General features: G+C 66.4%; 11 protein-coding genes, 1 tRNA gene and 1 pseudogene. 6 read left to right on the top strand and 7 right to left on the bottom strand.

The window, feature by feature from the left end:
* Positions 1–100 precede the first annotated feature (100 nt).
* Positions 101–3,100 carry a UPF0182 family protein gene (locus NS6_RS29865; RefSeq protein ID WP_068048954.1) on the top strand — a complete coding sequence of 1,000 codons (3,000 nt, stop codon included), beginning with the start codon at positions 101–103 and terminating at the stop codon, positions 3,098–3,100.
* A 116-nt stretch (positions 3,101–3,216) separates the two neighbouring features.
* On the opposite strand, the pseudogene NS6_RS29860 reads toward NS6_RS29865, so the two are convergent.
* Positions 3,217–3,549: pseudogene (locus NS6_RS29860) on the bottom strand (transglycosylase family protein); the annotation flags it as partial.
* Between the two features lie 539 nt (positions 3,550–4,088).
* On the opposite strand from NS6_RS29860, the gene NS6_RS29855 reads away from it, so the two are divergent.
* Together NS6_RS29855 and NS6_RS29850 are read left to right on the top strand one after the other, a co-directional pair.
* A tRNA-Met gene (locus tag NS6_RS29855) sits at positions 4,089–4,162 on the top strand.
* A 675-nt stretch (positions 4,163–4,837) separates the two neighbouring features.
* The gene (locus NS6_RS29850) at positions 4,838–5,299 is read left to right on the top strand and encodes a nitroreductase/quinone reductase family protein (protein ID WP_068048948.1); all 462 of its coding nucleotides are present in this window, start codon (positions 4,838–4,840) and stop codon (positions 5,297–5,299) included.
* A 291-nt stretch (positions 5,300–5,590) separates the two neighbouring features.
* On the opposite strand, the gene NS6_RS29845 is transcribed toward NS6_RS29850, so the two are convergent.
* Positions 5,591–5,773 (bottom strand): hypothetical protein, encoded by a 183-nt coding sequence (locus NS6_RS29845; RefSeq protein ID WP_068048946.1) that lies wholly within the window; start codon positions 5,771–5,773, stop codon positions 5,591–5,593.
* Positions 5,774–6,273: 500 nt separating this feature from the next.
* On the opposite strand from NS6_RS29845, the gene NS6_RS29840 reads away from it, so the two are divergent.
* A complete protein-coding gene (locus NS6_RS29840) occupies positions 6,274–7,002 on the top strand; it encodes a TetR/AcrR family transcriptional regulator (protein ID WP_068049097.1) in 729 nt (242 codons plus the stop codon).
* 49 nt (positions 7,003–7,051) lie between these two features.
* Here the strand turns inward: NS6_RS29840 and NS6_RS29835 are convergent, their stop codons facing one another.
* Together NS6_RS29835 and NS6_RS29830 are read right to left on the bottom strand one after the other, a co-directional pair.
* Positions 7,052–8,053 (bottom strand): AurF N-oxygenase family protein, encoded by a 1,002-nt coding sequence (locus tag NS6_RS29835; protein ID WP_068048943.1) that lies wholly within the window; start codon positions 8,051–8,053, stop codon positions 7,052–7,054.
* A gap of 163 nt (positions 8,054–8,216) precedes the next feature.
* On the bottom strand, positions 8,217–9,026 hold the full coding sequence (locus NS6_RS29830; RefSeq protein WP_068049095.1) for a nuclear transport factor 2 family protein: 810 nt from the start codon (positions 9,024–9,026) through the stop codon (positions 8,217–8,219).
* 155 nt (positions 9,027–9,181) lie between these two features.
* Between NS6_RS29830 and NS6_RS29825 the strand changes: the two genes are divergently transcribed.
* Complete coding sequence (locus tag NS6_RS29825) at positions 9,182–9,940, top strand: DUF6319 family protein (RefSeq protein ID WP_068048939.1); 759 nt, start codon at positions 9,182–9,184, stop codon at positions 9,938–9,940.
* Positions 9,941–10,001: 61 nt separating this feature from the next.
* Here NS6_RS29825 and NS6_RS29820 read toward each other — a convergent pair whose 3' ends face one another.
* The gene (locus NS6_RS29820) at positions 10,002–11,519 is read right to left on the bottom strand and encodes a GGDEF domain-containing protein (protein ID WP_084471537.1); all 1,518 of its coding nucleotides are present in this window, start codon (positions 11,517–11,519) and stop codon (positions 10,002–10,004) included.
* Between the two features lie 297 nt (positions 11,520–11,816).
* Between NS6_RS29820 and galK the strand changes: the two genes are divergently transcribed.
* Positions 11,817–12,962 (top strand): galactokinase, encoded by a 1,146-nt coding sequence (galK, locus tag NS6_RS29815; protein ID WP_068049089.1) that lies wholly within the window; start codon positions 11,817–11,819, stop codon positions 12,960–12,962.
* Positions 12,963–13,398: 436 nt separating this feature from the next.
* Here galK and NS6_RS29810 read toward each other — a convergent pair whose 3' ends face one another.
* Both NS6_RS29810 and NS6_RS29805 read right to left on the bottom strand, forming a co-directional pair.
* Entirely contained in the window at positions 13,399–14,838 is a 1,440-nt protein-coding gene (locus NS6_RS29810; protein ID WP_068048934.1) for a PepSY-associated TM helix domain-containing protein, read from the bottom strand.
* 159 nt (positions 14,839–14,997) lie between these two features.
* A complete protein-coding gene (locus tag NS6_RS29805) occupies positions 14,998–15,552 on the bottom strand; it encodes a hypothetical protein (protein ID WP_210746921.1) in 555 nt (184 codons plus the stop codon).
* Positions 15,553–15,737 lie beyond the last annotated feature (185 nt).

The following is a 15,737-nucleotide window of genomic DNA, read 5'->3' as shown; positions in this document are numbered from 1 at the left end:
CTGAAGGTCCGTACGGACCCGACCGCAACAATTCGGACTGCGGTGCAGCGGCCGGTGGCGCTACCGGTTCGCCCGCCGCCGGACCCTGGAGAGTGGCATCGTGGGCATGCGCCCCCAAGCCGGTTTACCCTCGCTGTCCCGGCGCAGCCGTCTGCTGCTCGTGGCTGCGGTGGTGCTGGCCGCACTGCTGTTGGTAGGGCCACGGCTCGTCGACACATACACGAACTGGTTGTGGTTCGGGGAGGTCGATTTCCGTGGCGTCTACCTAACCGTTCTGCTGACCAGGGTCGCGATCTTCCTGGCGGTCGCGGTCGTCGTGGGCGCGATAGTCTGGCTGGCATTGCTGCTGGCCTACCGATCCCGGCCGGTATTCGTGCCGACCTCGGGGGCCGGTGATCCGATCGCGCGCTACCGCACGACGGTGCTGAGCAAACTGAAGGTGTTCGGTCTCGGTATCCCGGCGCTGCTGGGTATTCTCTCGGGGCTGGTGGCCCAGTCGAGCTGGGTGACCGTCCAATTGTTTCTGCACGGCGGTTCATTCGGCAAAACCGATCCCCAGTTCGGTTTGGACGTCGGTTTCTACGCCTTCGATCTGCCGTTCTACCAGATGGTGCTGAACTGGCTGTTCGTCGCCGTGGTGATCGCTTTCTTCGCGAATCTGGTGACGCACTACATTTTCGGCGGACTGCGCTTGACCGGTCGCGAGGGCGTGCTCACCACTCCGGCACGGATCCAGCTGGCGGCGCTGGCCGGGACCTTCGTGTTGCTCAAGGCCGTCGCATACTGGTTCGACCGTTATCAGCTGTTGATGAGCAGCCGTAAGGAACCCACCTTCAACGGTGGTTCGTTCACCGATATCAACGCGGTACTGCCGGCCAAGCTGATCTTGCTGTCCATCGCGGTCATCTGCGCGATCGCGTTCTTCGCCGGGATCGTGCTGCGTGACCTGCGAGTGCCCGCGATGGCGGCGGCGTTGCTGGTGCTCTCGTCGGTGCTGGTCGGTGCGGTGTGGCCGCTGATGGTCGAGCAGTTCTCGGTGCGCCCGAACGCGGCGGAGAAGGAACGCGAGTACATCGAACGCAATATCGACGCCACCCGGAACGCGTACGGCATCACCGACGACCAGATCGAATATGTCCCCTACAAGGGGGAGAGCAGCAAGAACCCGGCGGACGTACCGGTCGACCACGCCACCATCGCCAACGCCAGGCTGCTCGACCCGAACATCCTGTCGCCGACGTTCACCCAGCTGCGGCAGCTGAAGAACTTCTATGGGTTCCCCGAGGCCCTGGATATCGACCGGTACGAGCTCAACGGTCAGATCCAGGATTACATTGTGGCCGCGCGTGAACTGTCACCGGCCAGCCTGACCGGGAACCAGACCGACTGGATCAACAAGCACACCGTCTATACCCATGGGAACGGTTTCGTCGCGGCGCCCGCGAACCGGGTGAACCGTCCGCAGTCCGAGGATGCCAACGCTGCCAGCACCAGCAGTGACTCCGGTTATCCGATCTTCATGGTGAGCGATCTGTTCACTCCGAAGGATCAGCAGCAGATTCCGGTCGACCAGCCTCGCATCTATTACGGCGAACTCATCTCCCAGTCCGACCCCGACTACGCCATCGTCGGTGCAGAGGGGGACCAGGCTCCCCGCGAGTACGACTCCGATGAGGCCCGGTTCACCTACGACGGTGCCGGTGGGGTGCCGATCGGTAACTGGTTCAACCGGCTGGCGTTCGCCTCCAAGTACGCCGAACGCAATATCTTGTTCTCCTCGGCGATCGGCAGCGATTCGAAGATCCTCTACAACCGTTCGCCGAGGGAGCGGGTAGAGAAGGTCGCGCCGTGGCTCACTCCGGACGGCAACGCCTACCCCGCGGTCGTGGACGGCCGGATCAAATGGATCGTGGACGCCTACACCACGCTCGACAGCTACCCTTACGCGCAGACCACGTCGTTGGAGGGTGCGCTCGAGGACAGTATCGACCAGCGCACCGGCCGGTTGCTGCCTCGTAAGGAGGTCAGCTACATCCGCAACTCGGTGAAGGCCACCGTCGATGCCTACGACGGCACCGTCGAACTCTACGAGACCGACCCCTCCGATCCGGTCCTGCAGGCCTGGCGCGGGGTGTTCCCCGATGCGGTGAACCCGGAGAGCGAGATCAGCCCCGAGCTGCGCGCGCACTTCCGCTATCCGGAGGATCTGTTCAAGGTCCAGCGCGAGATGCTCACCAAGTACCACGTGGACGATCCGCGCGAGTTCTTCACCAACAACGCGTTCTGGTCGGTGCCCGCAGATCCGACGGTGGAGGGTGTATCGGCGAGCCAGCCGCCCTACTACGTGCTGCTGGGCGATCCGGAGACCGGTAAGCCGACGTTCAATCTGACCAGTGCGATGGTCGGCTACAACCGGCAGTTCCTGTCGTCCTATATCTCGGTGCGCTCCGATCCGGAGGGCTACGGCAAGTTCAGGATCCTGCAATTGCCGACCGATACCCAGACGCAGGGTCCGCAGCAGACGCAGAACACGATGACGACAGCGCCGCAGGTCTCGCAGGAGAAGACGCTGCTGTCCAACTCGAACAAGATCAGATACGGCAATCTGCTCACGCTGCCGGTCGCCGACGGCGGGATCCTGTACGTCGAGCCGTTCTACAACGAGCGCAATACCGGTCAGAACACGGCGACCTTCCCGCAGCTCCTGCGCGTTCTGGTGAGCTACCGCGACCAGGCCGGAAGTGTGAAGGTCGGGTACGGGTCGACCCTCGCCGACGCGCTGAATCAGGTGCTGCCCGGTGCCGGTGCGCTGGCGACACCATCGGGTGGCGATCCGGCCACGCGGCCCAGTCCCGGTGCCGCGCCGCCCCCGGCCGAATCGGATCAGCAACCCCAGGACCAGGGTGCCGGTGCCACCGGGGAGACCGCTCCGCCGCCGCCGGCCACGGGTTCGGCGGCCCAGAGCGCGGCCGCGGCCGAGCTGGACCGCAAGATCGAAGCGGTCCGCACCGCGATGCGTACCGGGAACTTCGAGGACTTCGGCCGGGCGCTGGACGAGCTGGATGCCGCGGTCAAGGCATACCAGGACGCCGGTAGGTAACAACTGGGCCGGTAGCAGGGCCCTGGATAACAGAAGAGGCGCTGCCATCCTTCGGGATGGCAGCGCCTCTTCGTTTACGCGGTGATCGGCGCCCGGTCAGGCGCCGTGCGGTGTCACAGGTTCGAACCGCACACCGGCCAGGCGCCGGGGCCCTGAGTATCGAGCACGTTCTCGGCGACGCGGATCTGCTCCTCGCGGCTGGCATTGTGCGCCGAGCCGCTACCACCGTGGGCCTCCCAGGTGCTCTGAGAGAACTGCAGGCCGCCGTAGTAGCCGTTGCCGGTGTTGGTGGACCAGTCGCCGCCGCTCTCGCACTGGGCGACAGCGTCCCAGTTGCCCGAGGAAGCCGAGGCGGTGGCTGTGGAAAGACCGAACGGTACGGCAACGAGAGCCCCGGCGATAGCGGTCATGCCGAGGGCGCGGGTGCTGAACTTTCGAGTCTTGGTCATATGCGAATCCCTCCCTGTGCCCACCGGCAGCGCGTTGGAAGCTGCGTGCCCCTGTCCCCAGGTTGTTGTGTCGGGGTTTGTTCCGAACCGTGGGACAGGGTTGCCGGTGTTCTCCGGTTCGGCCGGCCCGTCCCGGTCTGGTCGGGGCCTGGGAACGACCGTAACGAAGAAATCTCCGCAGATCACGTATCGATAACTATCAATATGTGTATTGGTGATATCCGGGAATATATGGAAAACTGCTGGTCATAATCCGAATTTCCGCTACCCATCTCGCTCTGTGATCACACGGAAATGTGATGGGGATCACTCAAAAATCGTAACCCGTGTCACGTGTTTCGCGTTCGAGATCCAGGGCAATCGATCCGCTAACACTTATCGCGCCGATGCTGACGAGGTCGGGGGCCGTCTGGCCGATGCATTCCTGCACTCGGGTGTGCCCGAGGTGTCGTTCGCGTTGTCCCCCGGAGTATCAAAATGTGTTTGACCTGGCGATTTGGCAGACCATAGAGGTCGTGTGTAATGTTGTGTTCACCCAACGCGGGGTGGAGCAGCTCGGTAGCTCGCTGGGCTCATAACCCAGAGGTCGCAGGTTCAAATCCTGTCCCCGCTACTACCGGAAGGGCCCGGAGAGGATTTCCTCTCCGGGCCCTTCTCTTGTTCCTGGAGCGTGTTCGCCCCGCTGCCCTGGTCGTATCCGGTGCCGCTACGGCGGTTGTGGCGTGGGCAATGCTGTGCTTTCTCGGGTTCTGTGGACGGTCGTGGGCGGTCCGCCGCCGGGCTGGATCGCAGGGTTCTGCGGCGTGCGCCGATGCGGGGGCGACCGCATTTCGGGGGGCTTCGGTCGGCTGTGGCTGTTTCTGTCGCTACCCGAGGGCTCTGTCCGATGGTCCGCGCTATCCGGTGATGCGATGTGGCAAATCATCAGCTAACTGAAGGGGTGCGGTCTTCGTAGTGTCGTTGCGGGTTCGCCTATTCCGAACAGAAGGCGTCGAGAACTTGGTGAGATAAGACATTTTCGGGGCCTCGGAAAGTTATTCGGGCGAATCGCATTCGTGTAATTCATTGTGTCGGTTCACGGGAGGTCACGCAGCGGCAACGAAGAATGTACGAGGTGGTCGCGAACATTGCGCGGACGCAACGGATTCGAGGCGATAACGACGGCGACCGGTGGGCGGTGATCCCTGGGAACGCTGCGCGAGTGCGTCGAACCCGCCGTGGGCGTTGCCGGACCGAGACCCGAACTGGTTTGCTGGTACCCGCTGCCCGAACTGGAGGATGACCTGCCATGCCGTCGAATTTCACGCTCAGGGCCGTCAATACGGCGCACCGCGCACTGTTGCGGCTCAGCTTCGGCAAGCTGGGGACCGAGTACTTCGGGATGCCGGCTCTCGAACTGATCACCATCGGCCGGAAATCCGGTCACCCTCGTTCGGTCATGCTGACGGCACCGATCGTGGCCGGCGACGACTACATAGTCGTCGCCTCCCGGGCGGGCGACCCGGCGAATCCCGCGTGGTATCTCAACCTCCGGGACAACCCGGCGGTTGAGGTGGCGTTCCGCAACGGGCCCCGTAAGCCGATGATCGCGCACGTTCTGCCTCCGGAGGAGCGAGCGCCGTTGTGGCCCAAAATCGTTGCCGACTACCCGGTCTATGGCGACTACCAGAAAAGGACCACACGTGAGATCCCCTTGGTGCGGCTCACACCCCGCGCGGCGGAGGGACGGCCGACAACGCCAGGGGAGTAACGGCCCCCGAACAATGAATCGCGCCGCGCCCTGCCGATCGGCTCTGCGATGTCCCCACGTGGCGGCAGGTGGAATCGGTATGGAGTGACGCTCGAGCGCGGCCGACTGCTTACCGGCTCATATGCGGTGGCGCGACTGACCGGGGGGCGTTTATCGGGCGCATCCGATCCTCGAGCGGGGGTGACGCGCGAGAATCCCGCCTACCCCGCCGTGTCGCGGCGGATCCGGGAGTCCGCTTTTGCTCCTTCCGGATGGTGATCAACGGTCGGGTATGGGTAGGAGTCGTGCGGATCAGGCATTGCGGGTGAGGGACGGCGGGAACGGTTCGGATTCGCCGGCCGGGCCCGGCGAATCCGGGTCGGCCATGATGTCGCGCCACCAGGCGTCCAGACGGCTGGGCTCGGGCCAGATCACAGGGGTGTGGTCGGCGGTCGTTTCCACGTCGTTCTCCTCGGGGCCGGTGTTGTCGGGCATCCTTGCCTCCTGTACACGTGGTGCGCCGGCGGGTTGTCACGCGTGGGTACGCTGCTTCGATTTTCGCCGCCCCCGAAACCGGTTCGCCGGAAATTCCCGCGACCGAGCAACGTTGTGACAGCAGATCGCCGGACCCGCCCGGTACCAATGTGCCGCAATTCTAGCCTTTTTCGACGGAGACGCGCTCAGATTTGTCGCGCCCCGATTTTCCGGATTCGAAGCGTGGCCATGGTTCTCGATGTACCGGTAATGTGGATAAGTCTGTGCGGGAACGAGTTCGGGGTATCTGCAGGTCGTGGACAAGATCATGATCGACAAAACGACCGGTTCGTAGAATATGGCGGGAGTATTACGCGATCCGCGTGGGAAATATCGCATTACTGCATGTGTAAATGTTCTTTCATTTGCGGGTGCAGGATGCGGGCGCAGATGAAATCGTGGTGAAGAACCGGACCGCACGCGTGTGCCTGCCCACGGTGACGCTGGGTACACTGCCAGACATGTCGGTGGCTTCACCGCAGTCGCGGATCCCGGGGGCGGTCAATGGGTACGAGGCGCGCTGGCAACAGCACAACACCGAACGGCAGCGCCTGATTCTGCAGGCCGCGGTGGAACTGCTCGAGGAGAAGCCGGCCGGGGCGGAGGTCCCGGTAGTCCAGATCGCCACACGGGCCGGTGTGGCCAAATCGGTCGTATACCGGCAGTTCAGCGGTCGCGAAGATCTGGACCGGCGGATCCGGTCGTATCTGATCGACGACCTGGGCGCTGTTCTGGACGCGCAGCTGGATGTGTCCACCGGTTCGGTGCGCGAGATCATCACCCGCACTGTGCGCGCGGTGGCCGACTGGATGGGCGACCATCCCAACCTCACCGCGTTCGCGCGGTCCGGTCCACCAGCGGGCGGGCCGGACGGTATCGACGCGATCAGTAGCCTGAAAACTCGCATCTCGGCGCGTTCACGTGAACTCATCGAGGTGATCGGCAGGATCGTGGGGGTCGATTCGGCGGCCCTGGAGCCGGTGCCGTTCGCCGTGGTGACGATGGTCGAAGGAGTGCTCGCCGCCTGGGTCGCCGATCCGCGGCCGGTGCGGACTCGCGCCGAGGTGGTCACCGATCTGGCCGACTACGCGTGGTTCGTTCTCGACGGCGCCGCTCGGGCGGTCGGCATGGTAGTGGACCCGGACCGGGAACTGGCCGAGGTGATCGCCGGGCTCAGCCTCACCCAGTGAGTTTCCGGCTCCGGACCGGGGAGTCCCGGTCCGGAGCCGAAGTGCCGGGTCAGGCGACCGCGGGCCGGATCCGGCGTTCCGGTTCGCTGCGATAGCGGGAGCGGTCGCCGTCTATCCCCAGTGCCCGCCACAGCCGGGTGGTGACCGGGTTCATCAGCCCCAGCTCGTCGGCGAGGGTGCGCATATCCCCGAAGTAACCGGACAGGATCCCGCGGGAGTGCGGACTGCGCCAGAATGCCTCTTTGATCACCGAGCGCGGTATATCGAATCGGCGGGCGAATTCGGGCGCCGGGGCCATGATCTCGCCGGCCAGCCAGCGCAGCGCCAGCGGGAAGGTGATGCCGCACAGCGCGGTCGAGACCGGGCCGAGTTTTTCGATGTGTGCGCGCAGGAACTCACCCGCGAACGAGATGTGCCGGGCTTCCTCGGCGATATGGATCTCCATCGTCCGCACCACCAGCGGCGGCAGATTAGCGCCGTTGCGGATCATCGCCTTCTGGTAGTGGTCGATCGGTTCCTCGCCACCCAGAATTCCGAGGAAGAGAACGACATGGGCGTAACCGCCGGCCACTCCGATGAGCGGGGACAGGGCCCGGAAGATAGGCCGCATCCCGGGAACATCGTCGCCGATCCGGTTCACCAGCTCCTGGAACATCTGGATGTGATTGCACTCTTCGGTCATCTCGTGCAGGCAGTAGCGGAACTCCGGCGATCCGTTGGGCAGTTTCGCGATGTACTGCATCATGCCGCGGATCAGGACGGTTTCGAAGGCTGCGCCCACCTTGATGGCGTTGGCGATACGCCACCGGCCGATCTCGATCTGCTTCTCGACCGGCAACTGCCGATACCAGCTGGTGGCGCCGAGTGGATCGTAATCGGGGGAGAGGATCCAGCGCGGATCGTCGCGGTCGAGAGCTAGTTCGGGCGCGTCCCAATCGATATCGAGATAAGGGTCGAAGCGGCGGTGCACCGAGCCTTCCGACAGCGTTTCCAGCATCTCGCGGTAACGGGCGTCGAGCTTCGGGGTCCGGGGCAGAGTCGACGGCGTCATCGATGCCTCCTCATGCGTTGATGGCGTACATCTCTCCATCAAAATTTACCGGGACTTGGAGTCTCAGTAAATAGCCGGGAGGTTCTCGCAACGGAATCGTGCCCCGACCTGCGGCTGCGGCCGTGAGCACGCCAGGCCGGGGCGGCGGAGGGACTGCTCTGCGTCAGCCGACTGTGCTCGTGTGGACGCGGAGGGTTTCCAGACGTGGAGCCGCCGGATGGAAGTCGAAGATCAAGAGCACCGGACCGTCCGGTGTTTCGCCGCTGACGGTCACCGAGCGCCCCGCGGCGAGGGTTTTTCCGCAGCGCAGGCCACGGGCTCGCGCCACCAGTTCCGGAACGGAAACGGACTCGCCCGACCACAATCGCACCGTTTCGCGACCACCCGCCAGTTCGGTGACGGTCGCCGCATCTCCCGCGGCCGCGGCCGCGCACAGCCGGTGTGCGATCTCTTTCCCGGTCCGCCCGATGCCTGTACATGCCTGGGCCATGCCCACCAGCCCGGACATGCCCTGATTGCGCAGCAGCAGCCCGCCGAGGCGAGTGCCCGCCCGCAGGCCGGCGATCCCGGTTCCCATGAGCTGCCCGATCATCGGCAGTAGTTCCCAGTAGGCCGCGAGATGGGAGATGCGCAGGTCGCCGTCTTCGGTGGCGATCTCGTAACGCAGATGCATCGGTACTCGCACCTGGGCGCCGGTCGACATGGTGATCGTGATGGCGAGGTCGCGTACGACGGTCGCCGGGCCCGCGAAATCGTGGGCCACGTCGAAAACGATGTCGTTGGGGGCGATGAAGGTGTCGTAGAAGCGGGCGATCGCATCGGGCCCGCGGTGCGGGGCGGCGCCGACGGGATCGTTTACCACCGCGTCGCGGGCGAACAGGCCCACCCAGGCGGCCCGATCGTGTGCGGCCACCGCGCGCGGTGAAGCCAGCACGGCGTTCCGCAGCTCGGTGGCGGTCGGGTCGAGCGGCACGATGCCTCCTTCGGTGTCCGGATCGCGGCCATAGTAGAACACGTTCTAGCGTGGTCGGAAGGTCTTGCCATGCCTGCGTGTGAAGATGTCGGTGCGGTGCGGCATCATCTGTGCACGCAGCTATTCGACGAAACAGTGAGATTGCCGGAGTGCCCATGCCGTCGCGAACACCATCGAGCGCGAAGCCGAAACCCCTGTCCGACAACGACCTCGAGCAGATCTCCACGGAGATCGCAGCGGGCCGCCCACCGATGGTGTGGTTCACCGCCGCGGCGGTGGGGGTCACCGAGGGGCGTTCGGGCAAGGTCGTCTCACTCGGCGACCCGTCCGACGGTGATTTTCTGCAGGTCCGCCCCACCGGGTCGAAGGACGTACTGTCCTTCGGGCCCATCGAGGTGACACTCACCAAACCACCGCGTGACAAGCCCGCGCCCACGGCGCCGAAAACAGCGCCCGAGCCGAAAACCACCCCCGAGCCGAAGGAAGTACCCGTGCCCACCGCCGCGTCCCAGACCACCTCCGAGAAACGGGCCGCCGAATCCGCTGCCGGCACCGCGAACAAGCCCGCGGCCGAAGCCAAACCGGCTGCCGCGTCGCGCACCCCGGCGCCGGCCAAGGCGGCCAAAGCGCCCGCCGCGCGCAAGGCCAAGGCGGCGGAGGTCGTGGTCACCATCAACGGCACCGCAGACGGTGAGTGGACCGTCGATGTGACCAGCGGTAAGAAACGCACCGCGCGCGCCGTGCCGGTCGCCGGTACGGCGATCGCCCAGGCAGCGAAACTGCTGAACCCCGAGGTCGCCGAGGTGGTCGAAGGCTTGCTCGAAACAGTGCGTGGTGCGCAGGAAGCCAAAGTCCAGCAACTGCAGGCCGAATTGGAGCAGGCCCGCAAACTGCTCGAGGAACTGTCGGACTGAGCCGGTTCGCGCACGAATCGGATTCGGACTGTGACTTCCCGATGCGGTCCGAATCCGGTTATCAGACCGCTGTCTCCCGGTGCCAGCCGTGCTGAACGGGCTCGGCCGGAGTGTGCCGCATGGCGTCGTGGAACATGTAGCCGAACCCCCGGCGCTTCGCCAGATACATGGCCGCGTCGGCGTCGCGGATGAGGTCGTAGACGGTGGCGTCGATAGTGCGTGGTCCGCCGCACGCCAGCCCGATACTGGCGGTGAGTGGTACCTCGCCGATACTGAGCCCGAACGGTTTCATGAAAGTGCCCAGTAGGCGTTCGGCCATTTTGGTCGCCTCGTCGCGATCCAGCGGTGCCAGCACAACGAATTCGTCGCCGCCGTACCGGGCCACGACATCGTCGCGGCGTACAGCTGTGCGAATCCGGTTCGCGGCCTCGGCGATCAATTCGTCGCCGACCGTATGCCCGTAACTGTCGTTGATCGCCTTGAACTCGTCCAGATCGACGAACAGCAGGCACAGTGACCGCTCGGCCCAGTCCGCATGTTCACGGTGCAGAACGCGCAGCAGCGCCGAACGGTTCAGCAGTCCGGTGAGCGGATCGTGATCGGCCTGGTACTTCGCCTGGCGTTCACTGCGGGCACTGCGCCCGATGGCGCGTTCACTGCGGATCAGCAACCCGATCAGCAGCAGTGCCAGCACTACCGACACGATGATCTGATCGAGCGGGCTGAGTGGGGCCCGGGCCACCGGAACGAGTGAGGAAACCACCAGGGCCACCGCGATAACGCTGGCGCGCTGCCGGGAATGGTGCAGCCGGATCGACCGCGGTGCGCTCAATGCCGTCATCGTCGGGTGCAGCGCCGCGGCGCCAACCGCCACGTAGGTAACCAGGAGTGGGAGAAGCAGCACGTCCGGATCCACCGTCAGCGCGCCCGCCGCCGCCAACCGGTAGCCGATATCGGTGAGCAAGGCGCCCGCCACGCCGAGATGCAGTAGCCGTAGTGAGGTTTCCGTTCGGCTCGAGGTGGCCAGGGAATGCGCGAGCAGGGTGAGCAGCAGCGCATCGAAGACGGGAAAGACCACCGCGGTCAGCGTATTCATCGCCACTTCGTCGGAGTGCCGGACGGGGGCGATGAGAAAGATCCAGGACGCCAGCAGGGCACCGAGCCCGATCAGTCCCGAGTCCAGCAGCACATCGGGATGCGCGCGGGCGCGGCGCGGCCGCAGCCACAGCAGCCCTGCCAGCGCGGTTCCGATATATCCGGTGAGGGTGCAGATCTCGTCGAGAGGGGTGGACGCCGCCGGGGTCAGTTCACGGACGACGGTACCGATGGCGAAGGGGGCGGCCGAGATCGCCAGCAGATACCAGGGCAGAGCCGGAACCGGCCGGTGCCGGCGCACCCCGATCACGATCGCCGCCGCGGCGCCCAGTGCGGCCGATACCGCCACCAGCAAGGACAGCACGCGGGAGTCGACAACCAGGTGAACCGCTACCGCGGCAGCCGCGATCGCAGAAACTACCGCCCAGCAACATAACCCGTGGAAACCGTATCTTCCTGCACGCTCTGGATCGCTGATGATCATCAGCCCCCCTTGTTGTCGCTCCATTCCCGGTGAAATCGAGCCGCGTCTCAGGTCGGAAATCCTTGTCTGTCCTGCTCTACCTGCCCAGCGAGCGGCGGCTGACGAAACCGAGTCTTCCTGTACGAGGGGATGTCCGAGCCGGGCGCTGCGCGTCCGGCACCAAAACTGGACTATTGGTCCGATGATGACATGCAGTGCCGAATTTGTCGCTGTCTTGGCGCAACAACGTCGTAACGGGTGTTCCGAGCACCGGCGACGTACCGGCCGGCCGCCGGTCGCAGCTCGTACGGTGGTCCGGTGACCGAAAGCGAGGAGAGGTCCGGCGCGCGCCGCGTTTGGTCGGCGCCCGGCCGGGTCAACCTGATCGGTGAGCACACCGACTACAACGACGGGTTCGTCCTGCCGATCGCGATACCGCTGGCAGTCACCTGCCGCGGCGTCCGGCATGCCGACGAGCTGGTACGGGTGCGATCCCGGCAGCGCCCAGGTGAACCGGTGCGCCTACCCGCCGCGGACCTGGCCGCCGAACGGGACCGGGTACCCGGCTGGGCACGGTATCCCCTCGGGGTGCTTACCGAGTTCGGGCGGCGCGGGCATCGGATCGAGGGACTGGACCTCGAATTCGACGGCGACGTACCGGCCGGCGCCGGATTGTCGTCCTCGGCCGCATTGTGCTGTGCCGCCGCGGTGGCTCTGCGAGATCTCTGCGCGCCGGCGACCGGAGACCGGGAACTGATCGATATCGCCCGTGCCGCCGAGAACGACTACGTGGGCGCGCCCACCGGGATCCTCGATCACGCCGCCTCGATCCTGTGCACCGCCGGACATGCGCTGTTCCTGGATGTGCGCGCCTTCCAGAGCGCGGAAACCGGGGGTTTCGAACAGCTCCCGTTCGACCTGGCGGCGACCGGACTGCGACTACTGGTCATCGATACCGGTCAGACACACGAGCACGCCGGTGGCGAATACGCCGCCCGCCGGGCCGAATGCGCCGAAGCGGCGGCCGCGCTAGGTGTGGGTTCGCTGCGCGATATCGGCGGTGTAGATCAGCTCACCGGCCTCGACGACCCCGTGCTGTACCGGCGCGCACACCATGTGGTGAGCGAGAACGAGCGGGTGCGCCGGGTGGCCGAACTGCTCCGCGAGGGGGCCGACCCCCGGGCGATCGGCCCCCTGCTGAGCGAAGGGCACACCTCGCTGCGCGACGATTTCGCCGTATCCACCGAGGTCCTGGATACCGCTGTCGACACGGCACAGGAGGCCGGGGCGCACGGGTCGCGGATGGTGGGCGGTGGATTCGGGGGCAGCATCATCGCCCTGGTCGACACTGCCGACGCCGAGCGGGTCGGGTCGGCGGTGCGGCAGCGCCTGGCCGAGATGGGGTACGACCGGTCGAGAACTTTCGAAGCCGTCGCCGGGCCGGGAGCCGGACCGGTCGTATGAACTCTGCGCCCCGAAACCCACCCGCGAGCCCCGGGGCGCCGGCTGCCCGATCCAGGACCGTACCTTGCCTCCAGGCGTAGCAGTGTTCCGGTCGGCGTGGTATTCCGGATGCGCGAAGTAGGGCGGCGATTCGCTGAGCCCGGCCTGCGCCCTGCCCGACCGGTTCCCCGACCCTGCCGCGGCAGGATCTGCCCCTGCCATAGCCCGAGACCTGGCCCTACTGCGGCCCGAGACCTGGCCGCGTTGCGGCGGGATCCGACCCTGCTGCGGCGGGAGACGCCGGCTTCATGCGGTTGGGCCCGACCCGCTGCGGCCCGGCGGGGCCCGGCACCGCTGCGGTAGCCCGCGCGCTCCGGAAGTCGCCGGGCCGGCACGGTGCTCACGAGGTCGGGGGCCCGGTCGGGGTCACCGCCGCAGTCTGCGTTCGGATGCAATATCAGGCCGGTTGCCTCCGTACCCGTCCGACGATGATGTCGACCACCAGAAAGGCCAATAGGCTCAGGCCGAAAACCGGTGCGAACCAGCCGATCACCGCCGCTACCACCAGGAGCGGGCCCGCGAGGAGCAGAGAGCGGCGCAGCATACCGCGCCGTGGTGGTTTACCCACGGCGCGCCAGGTGCCGGCGGTTGCGGGGCGACGGTGCCACCACATGAGGTACCCGCGCACGATCACGGTGACCAGGCCGGCCATCGCCGCCAACAGCAATAGCTGGTTGAGCAGGCCGAACATCAGGCCCATATGGAGCTGGATGCCCCAGTTGGCCAGTTTGGCCATGAGATTCCACTCGGAATAGGGCAGCCGGTCGGTGATCGCACCCGTGGTGCCGTCGACCGCGACCGCGTCCACCGTGAGGGTGCCCGACCGGCGCAGTTCCTTGACGGCGAAGGCGCCGGCGTCATCGCCGGGAACACTGATTTCGGCAGCCTGGGTCACTCCGGCGTTGCGGGCGGCGGCCAGTACGGTGTCCAACTGTTCGATCCGCTCGGCGGGAACGGTGTGTGTCATCGCGGGCCCGCCGTGATGGCCGGCGTGACCGGAGTGCTCCGCCGGCTCTGTATCCGGTAGTGCGGTGTCGACCGCCGGTGTGGTCCAGCTGAGGTTCTCCCGCAGCTGTTCGATATTGGCGCCCGCATATGTCGACCAGGTGAGTCCTGTTGCCGACAGCAGGAGCAGAACCGGCAGGGTCCACATGCCGGCCGCGCCGTGCCAGTTCAGCCGCCGTCCGCGCGTATTCGGTGTCAGATCGGGGGCGAACAGCCAGGTTGCGGAGTTGCGCCGCCGTCGCGCTCGCACTCGCCGCACCCACAAGACCAGCCCGGCCAGGGCGATCAGCCACAACCACGAGGCTGCCAGTTCGGAATACAGCCGGCCCGGCTCGCCCAGGTGCAGGTGACGGTGCGCCTGAGATACCCAGGCCCGGACCGGCAGCGCGCCGGAACTGCCGTATACCACGGATTCGCCCACCGGCTGTGCAGTGACAGGATCGACGAAGACCGCGCGCCGATCGGACTCCCCGAGGCCGGGATCGCTGAACAGCACACGGGTCGTCTCGCCCGGTTCAGGGGCTGGAGCCACCGCGACCAGGGTGAGGTCCGGTCTGGTCGCGACACCTGCGGTGACCTGCTCGGACAGTGGTCGTTGCGGACCCTCGGAATCCGCGTACAGCACATCCCGGTCGACAAAGGATTCGAGGGTCGGGGAGATCGCATAGAGGGCTCCGGTCACCGCCGCGATCAAGAGGAACGGCCCCACGAAGAGGCCGGCGTAGAAGTGCAGCCGGAGTGCGAGCGCACGGAATGCGCCTCTGCCCGGCCCGTTCGTATTCGTCGCGGTAGCGGCGTTCTCGCGCGCTGCGGCGACCTCGGTGGTACTCAAGGTTCTACCTGCCTGTGCTGGTTCGGACGCACCACCGGACGGTGCCGGGCGTGCGCACAGACCCCGGCGGCCGGCTACGGCTCGCCCGGGGTGGGGAATCCGGCGCGGGCGAAGGCACGACCGTGCGGCACGGCGCGGCCCGCGGGCCGGAACGAGAGATCAGACCAGGGCGGTTGCGGGCGGGGCGCGCGTGCCCCCGGTTCCGGTGACGAGGATGCGTGGAACCAGACGACCACGGTGCGTCGTACGTAGTGGTGCCGGTCCGCAGATCGCGGAGGCTCGCGGAAAGAACGGGATGATCCGGGCGAGCGCCGCGACACCCGTCCGATAAGCGGCCTCTACGCCCCGGACGAGCAGCGCGGCGGCCCACGCGGCCAGTACGTGCGCCGCGATCATCGCGGGCGTCAGTTGGAGGTCACCGTGGTGCAGGTGCCCGCTGCCCCAGCCGAGACAGAAATGACCCAGCAGCTGGCCGGCCGCCAGAGCGGCGGTGAGTCCGGCTGCCCCGGTCCGCAACCCGGATACCAGCGCACCCAGTACCGCGGTGGTGGCACCGAGCAACATGAGCGCCGTGCTGTCCGGGACAGCGCTCGGGGCGGCCCAGCCGTGAGCAGCTACCGCTACGCTGCCCGAGATCAGTCCGGCCACCGCGCCGCGGACGTGGGCGGCACCACGACCGTCCACGGGATGGGTGGCGCCGAACCTGATCTGCACCGGCCGATGATAACTGTGTTTCCGGGGTGCCGGCGCGCGCGGGTTTCGGCCCCTGGTCGTCTACGGCGGCGGTTCCTTCGGTATCACAACCACGGCCGATCCCCTGGGCTCGCTACCGGCGTCTGCGCTGCGGCTGGGCCCGAGCCGCTCCTCGATACGTTCGGGGTGGAGTGTCCGGTGTGCCG

It is taken from the genome of Nocardia speluncae NBRC 108251 (genome assembly GCF_001613245.1).
GTDB classification, from domain to species: Bacteria; Actinomycetota; Actinomycetes; order Mycobacteriales; family Mycobacteriaceae; genus Nocardia; species Nocardia speluncae.
This window is presented reverse-complemented; position numbering and strand designations above follow the sequence as displayed.